The sequence below is a fragment of the Methylobacterium sp. TK31 genome (genome assembly GCF_055361545.1).
This window is the reverse complement of record NZ_CM143964.1, coordinates 2,934,920-2,951,437: the sequence shown is the minus strand read 5'-3', so window position 1 is coordinate 2,951,437 and position 16,518 is coordinate 2,934,920. Positions and strand designations below refer to the sequence as shown.

The 16,518-nt window shown below is 70.7% G+C and carries 14 protein-coding genes and 1 pseudogene; 9 read left to right on the top strand and 6 right to left on the bottom strand.

Annotation, left to right across the window (positions count from 1 at the left end; translation table 11 throughout):
* Nucleotides 1–144 precede the first annotated feature (144 nt).
* The 5 genes and pseudogenes from ilvA to ACXJY8_RS13660 form a co-directional block, all read right to left on the bottom strand.
* Nucleotides 145–1,755, bottom strand: a pseudogene (ilvA, locus tag ACXJY8_RS13680) (threonine ammonia-lyase, biosynthetic); the annotation flags it as partial.
* Nucleotides 1,756–1,859: 104 nt separating this feature from the next.
* Nucleotides 1,860–2,858: an asparaginase gene (locus ACXJY8_RS13675; protein ID WP_463769743.1), complete on the bottom strand. Its 999-nt coding sequence runs from the start codon at nucleotides 2,856–2,858 to the stop codon at nucleotides 1,860–1,862.
* A 233-nt stretch (nucleotides 2,859–3,091) separates the two neighbouring features.
* Nucleotides 3,092–3,448, bottom strand: a complete 357-nt coding sequence (locus tag ACXJY8_RS13670) for a diacylglycerol kinase (RefSeq protein WP_463769741.1) — start codon at nucleotides 3,446–3,448, stop codon at nucleotides 3,092–3,094.
* A 1-nt stretch (nucleotide 3,449) separates the two neighbouring features.
* The gene (locus ACXJY8_RS13665; RefSeq protein ID WP_463769739.1) at nucleotides 3,450–4,499 is read right to left on the bottom strand and encodes an AbrB family transcriptional regulator; all 1,050 of its coding nucleotides are present in this window, start codon (nucleotides 4,497–4,499) and stop codon (nucleotides 3,450–3,452) included.
* Nucleotides 4,500–4,558: 59 nt separating this feature from the next.
* Nucleotides 4,559–5,533 (bottom strand): LysR substrate-binding domain-containing protein, encoded by a 975-nt coding sequence (locus ACXJY8_RS13660; protein WP_463769738.1) that lies wholly within the window; start codon nucleotides 5,531–5,533, stop codon nucleotides 4,559–4,561.
* A gap of 152 nt (nucleotides 5,534–5,685) precedes the next feature.
* Between ACXJY8_RS13660 and ACXJY8_RS13655 the strand changes: the two genes are divergently transcribed.
* Together ACXJY8_RS13655 and ACXJY8_RS13650 are read left to right on the top strand one after the other, a co-directional pair.
* Complete coding sequence (locus tag ACXJY8_RS13655; RefSeq protein WP_463769737.1) at nucleotides 5,686–7,275, top strand: catalase; 1,590 nt, start codon at nucleotides 5,686–5,688, stop codon at nucleotides 7,273–7,275.
* 389 nt (nucleotides 7,276–7,664) lie between these two features.
* The gene (locus ACXJY8_RS13650; protein ID WP_463769735.1) at nucleotides 7,665–9,680 is read left to right on the top strand and encodes a putative bifunctional diguanylate cyclase/phosphodiesterase; all 2,016 of its coding nucleotides are present in this window, start codon (nucleotides 7,665–7,667) and stop codon (nucleotides 9,678–9,680) included.
* A 73-nt stretch (nucleotides 9,681–9,753) separates the two neighbouring features.
* Here the strand turns inward: ACXJY8_RS13650 and rplS are convergent, their stop codons facing one another.
* Entirely contained in the window at nucleotides 9,754–10,209 is a 456-nt protein-coding gene (gene rplS / locus ACXJY8_RS13645) for a 50S ribosomal protein L19 (protein ID WP_055957797.1), read from the bottom strand.
* Nucleotides 10,210–10,524: 315 nt separating this feature from the next.
* Here rplS and ACXJY8_RS13640 point away from each other — a divergent pair, with 315 nt between their 5' ends.
* The 7 genes from ACXJY8_RS13640 to ybeY all read left to right on the top strand — a co-directional run bounded on the left by ACXJY8_RS13640 (nucleotide 10,525) and on the right by ybeY (nucleotide 16,513).
* Complete coding sequence (locus ACXJY8_RS13640; protein WP_463769733.1) at nucleotides 10,525–11,091, top strand: NifU family protein; 567 nt, start codon at nucleotides 10,525–10,527, stop codon at nucleotides 11,089–11,091.
* A 160-nt stretch (nucleotides 11,092–11,251) separates the two neighbouring features.
* The gene (gene tsaB / locus ACXJY8_RS13635) at nucleotides 11,252–11,929 is read left to right on the top strand and encodes a tRNA (adenosine(37)-N6)-threonylcarbamoyltransferase complex dimerization subunit type 1 TsaB (RefSeq protein WP_463780608.1); all 678 of its coding nucleotides are present in this window, start codon (nucleotides 11,252–11,254) and stop codon (nucleotides 11,927–11,929) included.
* The gene (locus ACXJY8_RS13630; RefSeq protein WP_463769731.1) at nucleotides 11,926–12,447 is read left to right on the top strand and encodes a GNAT family N-acetyltransferase; all 522 of its coding nucleotides are present in this window, start codon (nucleotides 11,926–11,928) and stop codon (nucleotides 12,445–12,447) included. Before tsaB ends, ACXJY8_RS13630 begins: the two co-directional genes overlap by 4 nt.
* A gap of 27 nt (nucleotides 12,448–12,474) precedes the next feature.
* Nucleotides 12,475–13,407, top strand: a complete 933-nt coding sequence (locus tag ACXJY8_RS13625) for a lysophospholipid acyltransferase family protein (RefSeq protein ID WP_463769729.1) — start codon at nucleotides 12,475–12,477, stop codon at nucleotides 13,405–13,407.
* Complete coding sequence (miaB, locus tag ACXJY8_RS13620) at nucleotides 13,404–14,744, top strand: tRNA (N6-isopentenyl adenosine(37)-C2)-methylthiotransferase MiaB (protein WP_463769727.1); 1,341 nt, start codon at nucleotides 13,404–13,406, stop codon at nucleotides 14,742–14,744. Before ACXJY8_RS13625 ends, miaB begins: the two co-directional genes overlap by 4 nt.
* Before the next feature lie 132 nt (nucleotides 14,745–14,876).
* Complete coding sequence (locus tag ACXJY8_RS13615) at nucleotides 14,877–16,001, top strand: PhoH family protein (RefSeq protein ID WP_463769725.1); 1,125 nt, start codon at nucleotides 14,877–14,879, stop codon at nucleotides 15,999–16,001.
* Nucleotides 15,998–16,513: an rRNA maturation RNase YbeY gene (ybeY, locus tag ACXJY8_RS13610; protein WP_463769723.1), complete on the top strand. Its 516-nt coding sequence runs from the start codon at nucleotides 15,998–16,000 to the stop codon at nucleotides 16,511–16,513. The genes ACXJY8_RS13615 and ybeY overlap by 4 nt, the downstream gene beginning before the upstream one ends.
* Nucleotides 16,514–16,518: the final 5 nt, after the last annotated feature.

Sequence of the window (16,518 nt, the reverse complement as noted above, 5' to 3'; positions counted from 1 at the left end):
TTCGGGCGTCCGTCCTATGCAGAAAACCTCAATCAAAACTTTCGCGATTTCAAAATCGCGCAAGCATTCAAAATACCACGGGCGTCGATCGTCGCGGAGCGCGCCCGATCCCGGGCCGCGATGTCTCGGTTCGACTGTCCGGGATCAGGCCGCCGCCTCGGCCGGGCCGCGGCCATCGTCGAGGAACATCCGGTAGGCGGGATTGTCGGTCTCGTCGAAGCAGGGATAGTCCAGCGCCGCGATGGCCGCGTCGAAGCGGGCGCGCTCGGCCGGCGGCACGTCGATGCCGGCCAGCACCCGGCCGTAATCGGCCCCATGGTTGCGGTAGTGGAACAGGGTGATGTCGAACCCGTCCCCCAGCGCGTCGAGGAACTTCATCAGCGCGCCCGGCCGCTCCGGGAACTGGAATCGGTAGAGGCGCTCGTCGGCGAGGCCGGTGGCGCGTCCGCCGACCATGTAGCGGATATGGACCTTGGCCATCTCGTTGTCGCTCATGTCGACGGCGCGGTAGCCGGCCGCCCGCAGCGAATCGAGCAGGGCGTGCTTCTCGCGCAGGCCGCCCGCGAGGTTGATGCCCACGAAGATCTGCGCATCGGCCGCCGCCGCGTGGCGGTAGTTGAACTCGGTGATCGCCCGGGGCCCGAGGGTCTGGATGAAGGCGCGGTAGGCGCCCGGCCGCTCCGGGATGGTGACGCCGAGCAGGACCTCGCGCTGCTCGCCGATCTCGGCGCGCTCGGCGATGTGGCGCAAGCGGTCGAAGTTGAGGTTCGCCCCGCTGGAGATCGCCACCAGCGTCCCGGTGCCGTCCTCCTGCCGGGCCGCGTAGGCCTTGGCGCCGGCGAGCGCCAGGGCGCCGGAGGGCTCCGAGATGGCGCGGGTGTCGTCGAAGATGTCCTTGACCGCCGCGCACATGGCGTCGGTGTCGACGGTGATGACCTCGTCGAGGAATTCGCGGCAGAGCCGAAAGGTCTCGGCGCCGGCCTCCCGCACCGCGACGCCGTCGGCGAAGAGACCCACGGTCGGCAGCACCACGCGTTCGCCGGCGGCGAGCGCGGCGGCCATGCAGGCGGCGTCGTCGGGCTCGACGCCGATGACCTTGGTCTCGGGCCGGAGATACTTGACGAAGGTGGCGATGCCGGCCGCGAGCCCGCCGCCGCCGATGGGCACGAAGATCGCCTCGATCGGCCCGGAATGCTGGGTCAGGATCTCCATCCCGATGGTGCCCTGGCCCGCGATCACGTCCGGATCGTCAAAGGGATGCAGGAAGGTCAGGCCGTCGCGCGCCTCGAGTTCCCGGGCATGGCCCAGGGCCTCGTCGAAGGCATCGCCGAACAGGATGACCTCGGCGCCCCGGGCCCGGCAGGCATCGACCTTGATCGCCGGGGTGGTGCGCGGCATCACGATCACCGCGCGCACGTTGAGGCGGGCGGCGGCGAGCGCCACCCCCTGCGCGTGGTTGCCGGCCGAGGCGCAGACGACGCCCTTGGCCAGCAGCTCCGGGGCGAGGCCCGACATCTTGTTGTAGGCGCCGCGCAGCTTGAACGAGAAGACCGGCTGCAGGTCCTCGCGCTTGAGCAGCACCGGGCGGGCGAGGCGCGCCGACATGCGCGGCATTGGGTCGAGCGGGCTCTCGATGGCGACGTCGTAGACGCGGGCGGTGAGGATCTTGCGGATGTAGTCGGTCAAGGAGACACGGGCTCCGGCGGTGGTGCGGCGCGGTGGAATTCGCTCCGCACATAGGCGCTTGGCGCGCGAGAAGCGAGCGAGGCGCTGTCGCGGGCCGCCGGCCCGGTCCCGTCCCGCGACGGCGGCGTGGGCGCCGTCCGTTGCGGGTGCCGTCCGTCGCGGGTGTGGGGCCGCTACCTGTCGAACAGCGCCTGCAGCGCCGCGCGGTCCTTGGTCTTCGGGAGCGCGATCAGGGTCAGGATGCGCGCCTTGTCCGGCGTCAGGTCGTCGGCGAAGACGGCGCCGGCCTTCAGCAGCGTGTTGCCGCCGCCCTTGAAGCCGTACACGGGCAGGGCGCGGCCGTTATAGACCTTGGTGGCCACGACGACCGGCACGCCCTTGCCGATGACCTCCGCGATCGCGTCGTGCATCTCGGCGTTCATGTTGCCCCAGCCATAGGCCTCGACCACGATGGCTTCGGCGCCGGTCTCGGCCGCGTGGCGGACCTGGCTGCCGTCGGCACCCGCATACATCGCCACCAGATCGACCCGGGGCATCCGGTCGGGCAGGGGCAGCGTCTGCCGGCGCAGGGACTTGCGGCTGAACACCACCCGATCCTCGTCGACGTAGCCGAGGAAGCCGGCATCGCCGGAATTGAAGGTCTCGACGTTGCTCGTATGCGTCTTGCGCACCTCGCGGGCGGCGTTGATGTGGTGGTTGAGCGTCACCGTGACGCCCATGCCGGTCGACCCGTCGGCGAGGATCTGCCGGGCCGCGTTGAGGAGATTGCGGGACCCGTCCGAATCCCAGTCGGAGGCGTTGCGCTGCGCGCCGACCAGCACGATCGGCTTGTCGCTGTTGACGGTGAGGTCGAGGAAGTAGGCGGTCTGGTCGAGGGTATCGGTGCCGTGCAGGACGATGGCGCCGCGGATCGCGGGATCGGCCAGGATCTCGTCGACCTTGCGCGACAGGCCGGGCCAGCGGTCCGGTCCCATGTAGTCGCTGGGGACGTTGCTGAACTCCGTCACGGCGATCGTGGCGAGGTCCTTGAGCTTCGGCACCGCCGCGACGAGATCCTCGCCCGAGAGGGCCGGCACCGGCGCATGGGTGGTGGGGTCGAGCTTCATCGCGATGGTGCCGCCGGTCGCGATCACGGCGATCTTCGGCAAGTCGGCTGCGCCCGCGGGAGGCATGAGAAGAAGTAGACCACCGAGGCCGAACAATGTTCGTCTCAGGATTGTGGCGACCGCCATGAACGCACCTCGATTGACTCAGGTCGTTCCAGCGGGGATCGACCGGGCCCGCAGGGTTGGAGGACCGCGTCGTCCCTGTCCAGGGCACGGCATCCCGAAGCGTCACCGTGCGACTCTTCGATTTCGTCTGCGCAGGTCTTTTTCTGTTCTGCGGAGCGCGTTCGCAGAACCGGTCAGGGCTGATCCGACAGCCGCTCGATCAGCGCCGCGATCCAGACCAGGGCCGCGATGCCCTGCGCCGAGAAGGTGCCGGCCGATGCGAGGTCCTTGACGATGCCGATCTTCGGGTGATGGCCCGGATGGAGGTGGTCGCAGAGCTTCTCCACCGCCGTGTTCAGGAATTCGGCCGCGAGCATCAGCAGCAGGGTCGCCACCAGGGCCACCCGGACCCAGAGGCCGGAGCCCAGCATGAGCGCCAGGGGCAGGCCGAGGACCAGGAGCGCGAGTTCGAGGCGCACCGCGCGCTCCGTCCGGGCGCCGTGCACGAGGCCGCGCCAGGAATTCAGGAAGGCGAGGTAGAGGGCGTGCATCTCAGGGCGCCGCCGGAGCGCCGCGGGCGATCCACTTCGCCACGATCGGGCCGGTGACCAGCACCACGAACAGGCGCAGGGTCTGCACCGCCAGGACGAAGGAGACGTCGACCTTGGACCCGACCGCGATGATCGCCACCGAATCGAGCCCGCCCGGGCTGGTGGCGAGATAGGCGGTGAGGAAGTCGATGGGCAGCAGGAAGGTCAGCCCGTAGGCCCAGCCGCCGCAGAGGGCGATGACCCCGAGGGTCGCGATCACGATGCCCGGCATGGCGCTGAGCGTCTCGCGCAGGGTCTCGCGGCGGAAGCGCAGGCCGACATACCAGCCGATGGTGGCGTAGGCGAGGTCGAGGACCGGCATCGGCAGCGCCATCGAGACCAGGCCGGAGGCGTGCAGCGCCGCCCCGAGCAGCATCGGCCCGGTCAGCGCGAAGGCCGGCAGGCGCAGGAGCCTGGCCAGCCCGGCGCCGCAGGCGGCGACCGCGAGGGTCGCCAGGAGCGCCAGGGGCGCCACCCGCATCGGATCGGGGGGCGGCACCACGTTGGAGACGTCGGTGAGCAGCCGGGCCATGATGGAGGCCGAGAGCACCACCGCCACCACCCGCACGTATTGCATGAAGGCGACGAGGCGCGGATCGGCGCCGTATTCCTCCGACATCGCCACCATGGCGGCCGCCCCGCCGGGCGACGAGCCCCAGGCGGCGGTGGAGCCCGGCAGGATGCGCAGGCGGGTCAGGGCCCAGCCCACGGCGCCGCCGACCAGGACGGTGACGAGCACCACGGCCAGGATCAGCGCGCCGTCGTCGACCACGGTGCCGACGATCTCGCCGGTCACGGTGTGGGCCACGAGGCAGCCGATCATCGCCTGCGCGGCCTGGAAGCCGAATTTCGGCACCGACAGGTTGGCGCCCCCGACCCCGAAGGCGATGGCCGCCACCATCGGCCCGAGCAGGAGGGCCGCCGGGAAATGCGCGCGGTCGAGGCCGTAGGCCAGGAGGGCGGAGGCGCCGAGGAGAGCCGCCCAACGGCCGATGAAGCGCAGTGAGAGCACGGTGATGCCGGGGATCGGATGCCGGAAGGGGCCGGGCAGAACGCCCGTCGCGCCGGGCGCTACACCGGATCGGCCACGCTGTCACGGCGCCCGGTGCGCGAACGCGGCATGCCGTCGTCGCGGCAGGCGGTGGTGCCCGCCGGCGCGTGGGCGCGGAAGAACGCGGCGAGATGCGCGAGCCCGTCGGCCCGCGGATCGCTGGTCCGCCAGGCCAGCGCCACGGTGCGGCCGGGGCCGTCGACATCGAAGCTGCGCGTCACCGTGAGGCCGCTCGGATCGGGGCCCGAGGGCACCGCCAGGGCGGGGAGCAGGGTGTAGCCGGCCCCCGCCGCCACCATGGAGCGCAGCGTCTCCAGGCTGGTGGCGTGGCGCCCGGCGGCCGAGCCGGCGCCGCAGGCGGCCACGGTCTGGTCGCGCAGGCAATTGCCCTCGTCGAGGAGGAGGAGGTCGGGGCCGGCGATGTCGGTGGCCCGCAGCGCCCCGCCCCGGGCGAGGGGGTGCTCGGCCGGGCAGGCGAGCTGGAACGGCTCGACGAAGAGCGGCGACACCGTCAGCCCCGAGGCCGGGACCGGCAGGGACACCAGCGCGGCATCGATGCGCCCGTTGCGCAGGCCCTCCAGGATCTCGGCGGTGCGCGCCTCGCTCAGCGCCAGGGCGAGGAGCGGATATTCCTGGCGCAGGGTGCGCAGGACCAGGGGGAACAGGTAGGGGCCGAGGGTCTGGATCGCCGCCAGGACGAGGCGGCCGGTGAGGGGGGCGCCGCGGCCCTCGCTCGCCAGCACCAGCAGGCGCTGGGCCTCCGCCATCACGATGCGGGCCTGGCGCACGATGGTCTGCCCCGCAGGCGTCAGCATCACCCGGCGATTGCCGCGCTCGAATAGGGCGAGGCCGAGCAGGTCCTCCAGCTTGCGCACCTGCACGCTGAGGGTCGGCTGGCTGACGTTGCAGCGCTCGGCGGCCCGGCCGAAATGCATCTCCTCGGCGACGGCGACGACGTATTCGAGGTCGCGCAACGACAGGCCGGACAGGTTCATAGGCGATGCCTATCACCCTATTCGCAACGATGCATTAGCCAAATGATGCGGCGCAGGTCATAAGGCTGTCTCAGAACCATTCCAGGTTTCCAGGGACAGGGTCTGGACGCGGCCACCGCCGCGTCGGCCCTATCCGAGCGAGAGAGCACCGCATGAGCGATCAGCGCCCGATTCTCACCACCCGCCAGGGCCACCCGGTTCGCGACAACCAGAGCACCCGCACGGTTGGCGAGCGCGGCCCCGCGACCCTCGAGAACTACCAGTTCATCGAGAAGATCACCCATTTCGACCGTGAGCGGATCCCCGAGCGCGTGGTGCATGCCCGCGGCGCCGGCGCGCACGGCTACTTCGAGGCCTACGGCAAGATCGGCAACGAGCCGGCCTCCAAGTACACCCGCGCCCGCGTCCTCAACGAGACCGGCGTGAAGACCCCGATGTTCGTGCGCTTCTCCACCGTGGCCGGCGCCAAGGAGAGCCCCGAGACCGAGCGCGACCCGCGCGGCTTCGCGGTGAAGTTCAAGACCGTCGACGGCAACTGGGACCTCGTGGGCAACAACCTGAAGGTCTTCTTCATCCGCGACGCGATCAAGTTCCCCGACATGATCCACGCCTTCAAGCCCGACCCGGTGACCAACCGCCAGGAGGCGTGGCGCTTCTTCGACTTCGTGGCGCAGCACCCCGAGTCGATCCACATGGTCACGCACCTGAAGTCGCCCTGGGGCATTCCGGCCAACTATCGCGAGATGGAAGGCTCGGGCGTGAACACCTACAAGCTGGTCAACGACCAGGGCGAGGCCGTGCTCTGCAAGTTCCACTGGGAGCCCAAGCAGGGCATCCGCAACCTGACCTCGGCCCAGGCGTCCGAGATCCAGGCCAAGGATGTCGGCCACGCCACGCGCGACCTCTACGACAACATCAAGGCCGGCAACTTCCCCGAGTGGGAGTTCTGCGTGCAGATCATGCCCGATGGCCCGAACGACCACCTGTCGTTCGATCCCCTCGACGACACGAAGCTCTGGCCGGTCGAGGACTTCCCCCTGCTGCCCGTCGGCCGCATGGTGCTGGACCGGGTGCCGGACAACTTCTTCGCCGAGGTCGAGCAGTCGGCCTTCGGAACCGGCGTCCTCGTGGACGGCATCGACTTCTCCGACGACAAGATGCTCCAGGGGCGCACGCTGTCCTACTCGGACACGCAGCGCTACCGCGTCGGTGCCAACTACCTGCAGCTGCCGATCAACGCGCCGCAGCCGGGCGTGAAGGTCTATTCCAACCAGCGCGACGGGCAGATGACCTACGGCGTCGACGGCACCGGCCCGAACAAGCACATCAACTACGAGCCCTCGACGCTGGCCGAGGGCCTGCGCGAGGCGCCCAAGCCGGCCAAGGACTATCACCAGCCGGTGCAGGGCAACCTCGGCCGCTACCAGACCTCGCGCACCGAGGACGACTACACCCAGGCCGGCGTGCGCTACCGCTCGTTCCAGGATTGGGAGCGCGACGACCTGATCGCCAACCTCGTCGGCGACATGAAGCAGTGCCCGGAAGCCATCCAGCTGCGGATGGTCTGGCACTTCCTCCATGCGGATGAGGATTACGGCCGCCGCGTCGCCGAGGGTGCGGGCATCGACCTCGAGAAGGCGCGCGCCCTGCCGCCACTGCCGGGCCGCGCCGCGCCGGGCAAGCGTCTCCAGGCCGAGACCTACACCGACGGCAGTCAGGCCCACAGCATCGCCGCCGAGTAAGTTGCGAGTCTGACTAGGCCGCAAGTCTAGCCCGGACGATGTCCAGAGCCCCGCAGGGTCACCCGACCCTGCGGGGCTTTCTCATGTTTGCATCGATCGAAACTCAGCTTGGCGGAGCACTCCGCCGCCCACAGGGACCCTGCGAAACCTTGCGCCTCTGGCGTCGGGTGCGATCGAAAGCTCCTAAGTAAGGGCGTGATCAGCCGCGGTTTAGGTTCGCCGGGGAAATGTTTCCGAAAGAGCTTATTTGGTTCATCGACGACCTAGATTGATCGTCCTCTTTCGACCCGGGCGCTTATTACAGACTTTTCATAACTTTCTGCGATCAAGCACGGAGGTGGGCACGTCGATACGTAGGCCGCATGGACGGATCGGGACCAGCACCGGCGATGACACAGCCTTTTCCGATCGATGCGGTCGTCCGGCGCGACCAGGCCCGGGCGATCCTAGGCGGGGTGCTCTCGACCCTGGTCTCCAACACCTTCGTCTCGTGCTCCCTGGTCGGCATGACCTGGGACACGATCCCCCGGTGGGAGCAGGCGCTGTTCTTCGGAGCCAACGCCGCCGTCAACCTGGCCCGCCTCGTGACCGCCTGGCGCTGGCAGTCCGACGGCTTCGTCGAACGGGCGCCCGAGCGGGTTCTCACCTGGGTCTGGATCGGCAGTCTGCTGACGGGCCTGTGCTGGGTCGGCGCCCTCGTCTCCTGTGCCTGGCACGGCCAAGCCTACACCACGGCGGTCGGGCTGGTCTTCTGCGGCATGAATGCCGGATCGGTCATCCAGAACAAGGTCGCCCGGCCGGCCGCCATCGCGTTCGTACTGCCGAACTTCCTGCTGATGGTACTGCTGTTCGTCGCGGAGGGCTCGCTCCAGTCGCAGATCATCGCGGTGAATCTCACCCTGCTCACGGCCCTGATGTTCCGCTGGTCCCGGCAGCAGGAGATCCATTACCTGCGGTCCCGCCGGCTCCATTACGAGGCGATCGCGCTGACGGAATCGCTGAAGGCCGCCAACCTCGCGGGCGGGGAGGCCCTGCGGAGGCTGGAGCACACGGCGACGCACGATCACCTCACCGGCCTGTTCAACCGCGCCGCCTACCAGGCGGCCGTCGATGCGCGGCTCGAGCGCGCGGCCGCGCCTCCGGCCTGGCTCATGCTGATCGACCTCGACCGGTTCAAGACGATCAACGACACCTTCGGGCATGCCGTCGGCGACGAGGTCCTCATCGCGGTCGGCGACCGGCTGAGGCAGGTCCTCGGGCCGGACGCGGTGGTCGCCCGTCTCGGCGGCGACGAGTTCGCCGCCCTGGTCGAGGGCGCGCCGACCGACGCGGCCGGCGCCGCCCTGGCGCGGGCGGTGGTTCTGCATCTCGGTGAGATCGTCACCCGTTCGGGCCGAACCCTGAATGCCGGGGCCAGCGTCGGCATCGCGCACCATCCGCGCGACGGCCGGACCCGGGCCGAACTGCAGGCCCATGCCGATCTCGCGCTCTATGCCGCGAAGTCCGAGGGCCGCGGCACCTGGCGACCCTTCGTCGAAGCGATGCACCAGAAGGCCCAGACCCGGCGCGAGATCGAGCGCGACCTGCCCGAGGCGCTGGAGACGGGTGCGATCCAGGCCTGGTTCCAACCGCAGATCGCTTGCGCCACCGGCCGGGTCGTCGGCTTCGAGGCGCTGCTGCGCTGGAAACACCCGAGCCTCGGCTGGATCGCGCCGCCGGATGCGATCGCGGCGGCGGCCGCCACGCGCCGGTCCCGGGATCTGACCCGGGCCATCCTGCGGGATGCCTGCGCCATGGTGCAGGCTCTCCAGGCGAACGCGCACCCCGACGCCATCGTCTCGATCAACGTCTCGCCCAACGAGTTCGGCACCTACCCGATCGCCGAGCTGATCGCCGCGGAACTGGACGCGCACCGGCTGCCGGCCTCGCGGCTCGCCATCGAGATCACCGAGGAGGCGGTGTATTCCAACGAGCGCGGCGGCAAGGACGTGGACGCCCTGAGCGCGATGGGGGTCGGCATCATCGTCGACGATTTCGGGGTCGCCTACTCGTCGATCGGCTCCCTGCGGGCCCTGCGCTTCGACAGCCTGAAGGTCGACCGCAGCTTCATCCGCGACATCGCCGAGAGCGCGCAGGACCGGATCCTGCTGGAGGCGATCCTGGCCTTCGCCCGCACCCTCGGAGTGACGGTGGTGGCCGAGGGCGTGGAGACGCGGGTGCAGTTCGAAATCCTGCGCCAGCTCGGATGCCCCGTCGTGCAGGGCTACCATTTCGCCCGGGCCATGCCGCGGATCGAGGCGCTCGCCTGGATCAGCGGCAACGACGACAGGGCCGGAATCGCGGTGCAGGACCGGATCGGCGCGAGCCTGGAGAGTGTGAAGCGCCGCAGTGGCGCGCGGGGCTGACGCCCCTTCCACGAGAAAGGCCCGCTCGATCGCTCGAACGGGCCTCCGAATGAAGCGAAGAAGGTTGCCGACCTTACTCGGCGGCAGTCTTCGCGGCGCTCTTGGCGGCCTTCTCGGCCTTGCGGGCGTCCTTGTTGGCCTTCGAGGCATCGGCCTTGGCGGCCTTCTCGGCGGGGCGGTCGGCGCGCTCGACGATACGGGCGGACTTACCGCGACGGTCGCGCAGGTAGTACAGCTTGGCGCGGCGCACCTTGCCGCGGCGGACGACGGCGATCGAATCGATCAGCGGCGAGTAGAGCGGGAACACGCGCTCGACGCCCTCGCCGTAGGAGATCTTGCGGACGGTGAAGCTCTCGTTGAGGCCGCCGCCGGAGCGGGCGATGCAGACGCCCTCGTAGGCCTGAACGCGGGTGCGCTCGCCTTCCTTCACCTTGACGTTCACGGTGACCGTGTCGCCGGGCTGGAAATCGGGAATGGTCTTGCCGAGCGAAGCGATCTGCTCCTGCTCGAGCTGCTGGATGATGTTCATGGGTTATGTCCTGCCGGTGCGCGCCCGTGATCCCCGGATGGGACCGCGTGCGTCAGGATTTCGGCATCCTGTTTTGAATTGAGGCGGGCCATACACGAGGCGGGGGCCCTTGTCCACGTTTCGTGGAACGGACCGGCGACCGGCCGTCGCGCGCCCGCGCAGGCGACACGCGCGCCCGGCGCGCGCGTCCGACGTGCGCATCCGACGTGGTTGAGAAATTCCCGCGCGCGGTCCACATGGGGAGAGCGGCGGGGACGTCCGCCGCCATTCCCGGCCGGCCTTGAACCGGCGCAGCGGACGAGGATCCTGTCCACCATGTTCATCCAGACCGAAGCCACCCCGAACCCCGCCACCCTGAAGTTCCTGCCCGGCCGGGTCGTGCTGCCCGAGGGCACCTTCGAGGCGCGCGATTCCGAGGCCGCCGCCCGCTCGCCGCTGGCCAGCCGGCTGTTCGACGTCCCCGGCGTCAGCGGGGTCTATCTCGGTCACGACTTCATCTCCGTCACCAAGGCCGAGGACGACAACCTCTGGCCCCAGGTGAAGCCGGCCGTCCTCGGCGCGATCATGGAGCACTTCCAGTCCGGCGCCCCGGCCCTGGCCGAGGGCCACGTCGCCGGCAGCGAGGATGCCGAGGAGTTCTTCGACCCGGCCGACATCGAGACCGTCGAGACCATCAAGGACCTGCTCGAGACCCGCGTGCGCCCGGCGGTGGCCGGCGACGGCGGCGACATCACCTTCCGGGGCTACAAGGAGGGCGTCGTCTACCTCGAGATGAAGGGCGCCTGCTCGGGCTGCCCGTCCTCCACCGCGACCCTGCGCAACGGCGTGCAGAACCTGTTCCGGCACTTCCTGCCGGAGATCCGCGAAGTCCAGGCGATCTGACCCGCGCGAATTCCGGCGCGCCGACGCAAAGCCGCAACAGGTTCGCCCAAATTCGTCCATGATGGCCGCTCCGCCCTGACGGAGCGGCCGTTTTTGTCTTAAACTCGTGTCCCCGGACGCCGTGGCGCGCTCCGGGCCTGTGGCACGATCGGGAGTGACGTTGCGTATCCTCGCCATCGACACGGCGCTCGACGCCTGTTCCGTCTGCATCGCCTCGGATTCCACCGACGATCTCCTCGCGCACGAGTCGATGGTCCTCGGCCGCGGCCACGCGGAAGCGCTGCTGCCGATGATCGAGCGGGTGGTCGCCCGGGCGGAGGGCGGCTTCGAGGCCCTGGATCGGGTCGCCGTCACGGTCGGGCCGGGCAGCTATACCGGCCTGCGGGTCGGGCTCTCCGCGGCCCGGGCCATCGGGCTCGCCACCGGTATTCCCGTGGTCGGCGTCACCACCCTGTCCGCCCTGCTGGCGCCGCTGCTCGCGCAGAATGGCGAGGGCCTGATCGTGGCCGCCATCGATGCCCGGCACGGCTCGGTCTATCTCCAGGCGATGAGCATGACCGACGGTATCGTCGTGCCGCCGAGCCACCTGCCGGTGGCGGAGGCGGCGGCGATGCTCGACGGCGCCGTCACCCTCGTCGGCTCGGGCGCCCCCCTGGTCGCCCAGGCCGCCAGGGCGCGGGGACTCGACATCGCGGTCGCCGGCACCGGGGCGGCGGAGATCGCCTGGGTGGCCTCGCTCGGCATGCTGGCCGACCCCGCCCAGGCGCTCGCCCGGCCGCTCTACCTGCGCGGCCCCGACGCCCAGCCGCAAGATCACGCGAGACTCGCCCGCCGATGACCCGTTCGCTGACGCCGTTCTGGCCCTTCGAGGTCTGGTCCGCCTGGTGGGAAGCCTGGGGCACGGCGCCCTACGTCACCCTGCTGCGGGATTCCGGGCAGGCGCGGGCCCTGGCCCGCATCCATGCCACCGCCTTCGCCCGCCCCTGGGACGCGCACGAATTCGAGCGGATGCTGTGCGAGCGATCCACCGAGGCGCATGCCCTGTGGAAGGGCGGCGCGATCCAGGGCTTCGTGCTCTCGCGCCGGGCGGCGGACGAGGCCGAGATCCTCACCGTCGTGCTGGCGCCGGCCGCGCGGGGCGGCGGCCTCTCGCACAAGCTCATCGCCGCCCATCTCGAGCACCTCGTCCAGGCCGGGGTCCGGACGGTCCATCTCGAGGTCGACGAGGGCAATGCGCCGGCCCTGAAGCTCTATGCCCGCCACGGCTTCCGGCAGGTGGGCGAGCGGACGGGCTACTACACCCGCGCCGACGGCGCCCGCGCCACGGCCCTGACCATGACGGCGGTGCTGGCGTGACGCCAGCCGGCGCGCGCTAGCCGCCCGATGTCCCGCCTCGGTGCCTTCTGCCGCCTGGCGCTCTGCGCCCTGGCGTTCCTCGTCATCGTCGGGCCCCACCTCATCAGCCTCCGGTACGGGCGAGGCCGCATCGCGGCCTGGATGCCGGTGCTGTTCCACCGGGTCTTCGTCGCCCTGTTCGGCCTGCGCGTGACTCAGAGCGGCACGCCGCCGGGGGAGGAGGAGCCGGCGCTCGTCCTCTCGAATCACGTCTCCTGGCTCGACATCATCGTGCTCGGCTCCCTGCGGCCGCTCTCGTTCGTGGCGAAGTCCGAGATCGCCGGCTGGCCGGTGGTCGGCACCCTGGCCCGGCTGCAGCGCACGGTGTTCATCGACCGGGCGCGCCGGGCCGACACCGCCAACGTCAACGCCACGGTGGCGCAGCGCCTCGCCCGGGGCGACCTGATCGTGCTCTTCGCCGAGGGCACCACCGGGGACGGCACCCGCCTGCTGCCGTTCCGCTCCTCGCTGGTCGGCGCCGCCCGGGCGGCGGTGGCCGGGGAGGGGCCCGCCCGCATCCGGCTCCAGCCGCTGGCCATCACCTATCCGCGCCGCAACGGCCTGCCTCTGGTGCGCGCCGAGCGCCCGGAGGTGGCTTGGTACGGCGACATGGACCTCGCCCCCCACCTCGCCGCCTTCTTCGACGGCGGCCCCATCGACGTGCACGTGGTCTGGGGCACGCCGATCGCCGTGGAGGCCGGCACCGACCGCAAGCGCGCCACCGCCTTGGCGGAGGCCTCGGTGCGGACCGCCCTCCAGCGCGGCGTCACGGGCCGGCCACCCCTGGGACCGGTCTGGTCGGGACGCCGGATGCAGCCGTTCCATGAGGACGCGGCGACTCCGGATCGAGGGGTCGCGACGCCGTTGACGAACCGTGCTATGCGCGGCGCTGAGATGGTGTCACCGGAATCGGACTGTTGAAGAAAGCCTACGTCAAATCCTACGGCTGCCAGATGAACGCCTACGACGCCGCCCGGATGGCGGACGTGCTGGGCGCCGAGGGCTACGCGGCGACCGACGCGGTGGAGGAGGCGGACGTCGTCATCCTCAACACCTGCCACATCCGCGAGAAGGCCGCCGACAAGGTCTATTCCGAGCTCGGGCGCCTGCGGGTGCTCAAGGGTGAGCGCGCCGCGGCCGGACACGAGACCCGGATCGTCGTCGCCGGCTGCGTCGCCCAGGCCGAGGGCGCCGAGATCCTGGCCCGCGCCCCCACCGTCGACGTGGTGGTCGGCCCCCAGAACTATCACCGCCTGCCGGACCTGCTGGCGCGCTCGGCCACGAAGCGCGTGGTCGACACCGAGTTTCCGGTGGAGGACAAGTTCGACCACCTCCCGGCCCGCCGCACCCACGGGGTCACCGCCTTCCTGACTGTGCAGGAGGGCTGCGACAAGTTCTGCGCCTTCTGCGTCGTGCCCTATACCCGCGGCGCCGAGGTCTCGCGTTCGGTGGCCGCGATCCTGGCCGAGGCGGAGAAACTGGTGCGGGGGGGCGTCCGCGAGATCACCCTGATCGGGCAGAACGTGAACGCCTATCACGGCGCCGGGCCGGACGGCACCAGCGCGACGCTGCCGACGCTGATGCACGCCCTGGAGCGCATCCCCGGCCTGCTGCGCCTGCGCTACACCACCAGCCATCCCAACGACATGGACGACGACCTCATCACCGCCCACGGCACGCTGCCGGCGCTGATGCCCTACCTGCACCTGCCGGTGCAGTCGGGTTCCGACCGGGTGCTCAAGGCGATGAACCGCAAGCACACGGGCGACGCCTACCGCCGGATCATCGAGCGCGTGCGCGCGGCCCGGCCGGACATCGCCCTGTCCTCCGACTTCATCGTCGGCTTCCCCGGCGAGACCGATGCCGAGTTCGAGGACACGATGCGGCTGGTGCGCGACATCGGCTTCGCCAGCGCCTTCTCGTTCAAGTACAGCCCGCGCCCCGGGACCCCGGCGGCCGAGAGCGCCGATGCGGTTCCCGAGGCCGTGAAGTCCGAGCGCCTCGCCGCCCTCCAGGCGCTCCTCGACGCGCAGCGCCACGCCTTCAACGCCTCCGCCGTCGGCCACGTGGTCGAGGTGCTGGTGGAGAAGCTCGGCCGCCATCCCGGGCAGGTCGCCGGCAAGACGCCTCACCTCCTCCCGGTCCAGTTCGACGCCCCGGCCGCCACGATCGGCACCGTGGTGCCGGTCCGGGTGATCCGCGCGGGCTCGAACAGCCTGTTCGGCGAGGCCGTCGGCGGCACGGCGGCGGCCGCTTGAGGGCGTGCCCCGGCCCTGTCGGTCGATACGCCGCGCCGCTGCGCCCCTGTCCGGCGCGCGCCTTGTGCCCATCTCGGCATCGTCTGCGACGCGGCGTGCTTGCGCAATGCCGGCGCGGATTTCCTGTAGCGAATGAAGGACGACGGCGTGCCAGGATCTGAAGGGGCGGGGGGACGCGGGGGCGCGCTGCGCGGGCGCGGCCCGGCGGCGCGGATCGGGGGACTGGTCGAGACCGAGGAAGTCTCCCTGACCTTCGACGACAATCGCCTCGCGAGCCTCGTCTTCGGCCAGTACGACCAGAACGTCGCCCATATCGAGCGGCGCCTCTCCGTCACCGCCACGGCGCTCGGCAACCACCTCGTGGTGAAGGGCAGCGTCGAGGCGGCCGAGAAGGCCCGCAAGGTCTTCGAGCGGCTCTACGCCCGGGTGCGGGCCAGCGGCCTGCCCCTGACCCTCGGCGACGTCGACGGGGCGATCCAGGAGACGACCCAGCAGGGCAACCTCTTCCCGGCCGCCGAGGTCAGCGCCGAGCCGGACCGGGCGGTCTTCGACCAGATCGCCACCCGCAAGCGCGGGGCGGTGCGCGCCCGCAACGCGGCGCAGGACGCCTACATCAAGGCCCTGCGCGGGCAGGAACTCGTCTTCGCCGAGGGTCCGGCCGGCACCGGCAAGACCTGGCTGGCCGTGGGCTACGCCGTCTCCCTGCTGGAGCAGGGCCATGTCGAGCGCCTGATCCTGTCGCGCCCCGCCGTGGAGGCCGGCGAGCGCCTCGGTTTCCTGCCCGGCGACATGCGCGAGAAGGTCGATCCCTACCTGCGCCCGATCTACGACGCGCTCTACGACTTCATGGAGGCGCGCCACGTCGATCGCGGCCTGCAGACCGGCGTCATCGAGATCGCGCCGCTGGCCTTCATGCGCGGCCGCACCCTCACCAACGCCGTGGTCCTCCTCGACGAGGCGCAGAACACCACCTCGATGCAGATGAAGATGTTCCTCACCCGCCTCGGGGAGAACTCGCGCATGATCATCACCGGCGATCCGAGCCAGATCGACCTGCCGCCGGGCCAGAAGTCCGGCCTCGTCGAGGCGGTGCGCGTCCTCGACGGCGTCGAGGGCATCGGCCGCGTCACCTTCCGCGACGTCGACGTGGTGCGCCACGACCTCGTCCGCCGCATCGTCACCGCCTACGAGGCCGCCTCCCACGGGGAGGGCGATGCCGACCGCAACGCGGTCTCGCGCCGGAGGCCGCTGTCGTGAGCGCCGGCCCCGCCTGCGCGGCGGAGATCGACGTGGCGGTGGAAGACCCGCGCTGGGAGAGCGTGGCGCCCGACCTCGAGGGCTTCGTGATTCGCGCCGTCGAGGCCGGCCTCGCCGTGGCCCCCGAGCCACCGGAAGGCGCCGTCGAGATCAGCATCCTGCTCGCCACCGACGCGGTGGTGCAGGACCTGAACCGGACCTGGCGCGGCAAGGACAAGCCCACCAACGTGCTGTCCTTCCCCGCGCCGGAGCAGCCCGCCCATGCGGGCATGCCGGTGCCGCTCGGCGACGTGGTTCTTGCGTATGACACGATGCTGCGCGAAAGTGCGGAGCAGTCGAAGCCGCTCAGCGACCATCTGGCCCATCTCCTCGTCCATGGCACCCTTCACCTGCTCGGTCAGGACCACGAGACCGGCGAGGCGGATGCCGACGCGATGGAAGCCCTCGAGGTGGCGGCCCTCCGCAGCCTCGGCGTTCCCGACCCCTACGCGGCGGACCCCTCCGCCGAGTGAGCGGC

Excerpts from the sequence above, each read along its gene's own strand:
- ACXJY8_RS13640 (WP_463769733.1), top strand. The coding sequence starts at position 10,525 with ATGTTCATCCAGACCGAAGCCACCCCGAACCCCGCCACCCTGAAGTTC.
- rplS (WP_055957797.1), bottom strand. The coding sequence starts at position 10,209 with ATGAACATCATCCAGCAGCTCGAGCAGGAGCAGATCGCTTCGCTCGGC.
- ACXJY8_RS13625 (WP_463769729.1), top strand. The coding sequence starts at position 12,475 with ATGTCCCGCCTCGGTGCCTTCTGCCGCCTGGCGCTCTGCGCCCTGGCG.
- ACXJY8_RS13660 (WP_463769738.1), bottom strand. The coding sequence starts at position 5,533 with ATGAACCTGTCCGGCCTGTCGTTGCGCGACCTCGAATACGTCGTCGCC.
- ACXJY8_RS13675 (WP_463769743.1), bottom strand. The coding sequence starts at position 2,858 with ATGCCTCCCGCGGGCGCAGCCGACTTGCCGAAGATCGCCGTGATCGCG.
- ACXJY8_RS13655 (WP_463769737.1), top strand. The coding sequence starts at position 5,686 with ATGAGCGATCAGCGCCCGATTCTCACCACCCGCCAGGGCCACCCGGTT.
- ACXJY8_RS13670 (WP_463769741.1), bottom strand. The coding sequence starts at position 3,448 with ATGCACGCCCTCTACCTCGCCTTCCTGAATTCCTGGCGCGGCCTCGTG.
- ACXJY8_RS13615 (WP_463769725.1), top strand. The coding sequence starts at position 14,877 with ATGAAGGACGACGGCGTGCCAGGATCTGAAGGGGCGGGGGGACGCGGG.
- ACXJY8_RS13650 (WP_463769735.1), top strand. The coding sequence starts at position 7,665 with ATGACACAGCCTTTTCCGATCGATGCGGTCGTCCGGCGCGACCAGGCC.
- ACXJY8_RS13630 (WP_463769731.1), top strand. The coding sequence starts at position 11,926 with ATGACCCGTTCGCTGACGCCGTTCTGGCCCTTCGAGGTCTGGTCCGCC.